A 2899-nucleotide genomic window follows, 5' to 3' on the forward strand; every position below is an offset into this window, starting at 1 on the left:
CGGACAGGGTACGCCTTCCTCCAGTACCTCCGTGACATACCACTGAGGTTCGTAGAGGGCATCACCTTTCCAGCCGCGGGCTTTGATCCGGTAGATCTGGCCCTTGGTAAACCGTTTGGAATAGTCGCCGGCATCCCGTTCCTTGTCCGTCAGCGGCCAGCTCAGGCAGCATCGACCGGAGATCGCCTGTCCGGTCTGGACATCCGCCATGGCGAGGGCATGGGTATGTGCCGCCCAAAAGGTATCCAGAAAGGTTTTGTCCGCGCTGACACCGTCCTGAATCAGTACCAGTTTTTCCTCATCTTCCGGGGCGTACAGGGCAACAAAGTCCTTGACCGTTCTCTTTTTCATGGCGTTCTCCTTACGCGAATACCTGCTGGTATTTCTCTTTCAGTTCCTTCGGTGCGGCCTTGAGGACCTTGCCGCCGCCGTTTTCGGAGGCTGAACCCCAAATGGACCAGAGCAGGCTCTGCCAAGCGATGGCCCGGAATTTCGGGTCTTTGTTTTCTTCCGGCAGGAGATAAGCGGAAAAGCGGCGCTTGACTGTCAGCAGCACGTCCAGGCTCTCCTCATTGGCGATCAGGCTGCGGAATTCCTTGGCAGGCTTCAGCCACTGCATAGACAATGCGCCCCGTACCAATACGCCCAGTGTCCATGTTTGAAACCCAAACTTCCGGATAAAGGCATGAAGGAATTTCTCTTGCAGGGAGGAGTGTTCGTCGTCGCAGAGATTCAGATACTCCGTCACCAGCGGCGCCCACTGTTCTCCCTCCAGCCCCAGAGCGAATACGGCAAAGGTGCCGGGCATGGCGCAGGACTCATCAGAGAGGTTGTTGTACCACTCAAACTCCCGCATTGCCAGACGAGCGTATCGCTCCATAGCCGGATGCAGATCGGGGTGTTGCACAGCGCAGGCAAAGAGCTGATTGACTCCCTTCTTGGGCAGGCCGGGAATTGGCAGATAGATTTTCTCCTTTCCTCTGAACTCCACCGAGTAACTGCGGGGGAATTCCTCCTGTTCCAGTACCGCACACAGATAGTCCAGGATTTCAGCATAGCACTCCTCCGTGGAGTCCCTGGCGGTGATGCGGATGGTGGCGAACGCATCATTGGCCGATGCGGTGAAATGCTCCGTCTTACGCTGCTGGATTTCCTTTGGCAATTTGCCGCTGCCGGCTGTTTTCAGCTGCTTCACCATATCTGGGCGGAGCTGCGAAACCAGGCCGAGGATGTGCTCGGTGGTGAGGGATTCAAAACTCTGCCCGTACACCGTATGGCAGACCGCCACATAGCAGGCAAAGCGCAGCAGCCCTTCATCCACATCCTCCGAGCGCAATTCCGGCCACACTGTGCAGGGCGGAAAGACAGTAAAGCCATCTTCCCGCTCTCCCACAAGGAAGTAGCGTTCCTGCACCTGCTTTTCTATGTACTTCTCCAATGTATAGCGGATCTCCTGCCAGCCCACCAGCCGCCGCAGGGCATCGCAGAATATAACAGCTTCCTCATAGGGAAATCCCTTCAAAGGCAGTTTGGACAGATACCGATCCAACAGCTGGCTGGGAAGAAAGGGTGTCCCGTTGTGATTTCGCACCACAGTCGGGTAGGCGGAGTGATTTTCACGGGCGGTGCCGTTCAGCACATCCTGAATGCAGAGATCCGCCTCCGCCAGCACCTCCGGTGAAGTGTCCGGCTTGTGGATCAGATAGTAACGGTCATGCACGCCGTCACGCTTAGGCAAACTCATGGCAAGGTCTCCTCTCAGGTCTGCTGATGCTGCATGGATACGATGTGGCAGTCTGGGCAGAACTCCACATAGAGCGTGCCCTCCGCACAGTCAAACACCGTATCCCACTGAATCTGGGCCAGATATTTCATTGGCTTGCCGCAGTGGGGGCAGGTCGTATATTCCGCGTCCTGTACCCAGTTGCCAAAGCCGCCGATGGAGTTCACATCCTGACAGGCCGCACCGTAAAACAGGGGCGCCGGCGTCTTGTCCAGCACAAAGGGATTTTCGGTAAGGGCCTTGTAGTCCTCGGGCCGGACATAGCAATCCGCCTTCTCCGCTCCGTCAAAGAGTTCGGAGGGAAAGACCTCCACGCCGCCGTCCAGGGTAAAGCGGTTAAAGGCGGGTCCTTTTAGAAATCCCACGCAGCTGGGGCAGCAGGTGGCAGTCAGGATGCCGTCCAGTCCCAGGAACCGGAGCCGCTCATCCCGGCCATCCAGCACCAGCATGTCCACCATGCGTCCGCCACAGTGGGGCATGTGTCCTCCCGTGCCCGGCCAATGCGGACGGGAGATTTCTCGCCGGTAGTTCCTTTGACCATAGGATAGCAGGTATCGAAGTTGAGTTGGATTTTCTGGCCCTCTTTGTCGAAGGTCCAGCCGCCGATCTGTGCATAGCTGGATGGGTCCACATAGAGGCCCTTGCGCCAGGGCCGGGGATTTCGCTCCAGCTCCAGCAGCGTCTCCATTGCCTTGTCATCTCCCTGCATAGCAAGGCAACTCATCAGGTTAGAAGCCGCGCTGGAATATTCCGCAGACAACAGCGCATGAATCAGACCATCCCGCACATCGGCGGGAGCGTGATAATAGATTTCACACGGCCAGAACACCTCTGCGGCCAGTGCCGCCCGCTGAATCTCCGGGGTGATGGCATCATGGTACCCCAGCAGCTGCCAGAAGTCGGTGAACTCCGGGTCCTCCATATCAGCCAGCCGCTGGATGTTCTGAATCAGGTTTCTTTGCTTTTCTGTGATTTGTTCCGGTGTCCAAGCAAGAGCAGCCTTCCGCTCCTGTTCAGATTTGCATTTCCAGCACAATCCCTCATAGCCTAAAGGTGTCCCACAGCCGGGGCAGGTGTATTTCAGACTCATGATTTCACACTCCTCCAGAAGATAGA

At 56.9% G+C, this 2899-nt stretch carries 1 protein-coding gene and 2 pseudogenes; all 3 read right to left on the bottom strand.

Annotation, left to right across the window (positions count from 1 at the left end; translation table 11 throughout):
• Window positions 1-351, bottom strand: a pseudogene (locus tag B5F88_RS18905) (hypothetical protein); the annotation flags it as partial.
• Between the two features lie 10 nt (window positions 352-361).
• On the bottom strand, window positions 362-1744 hold the full coding sequence (locus B5F88_RS18910) for a DUF6138 family protein (RefSeq protein ID WP_087936980.1): 1383 nt from the start codon (window positions 1742-1744) through the stop codon (window positions 362-364).
• Window positions 1745-1758: 14 nt separating this feature from the next.
• Window positions 1759-2873 (bottom strand): annotated as a pseudogene (locus B5F88_RS18915) (hypothetical protein).
• Window positions 2874-2899: the final 26 nt, after the last annotated feature.

This window comes from Flavonifractor sp. An306 (genome assembly GCF_002159455.1).
Lineage (GTDB): Bacteria > Bacillota > Clostridia > Oscillospirales > Oscillospiraceae > Flavonifractor.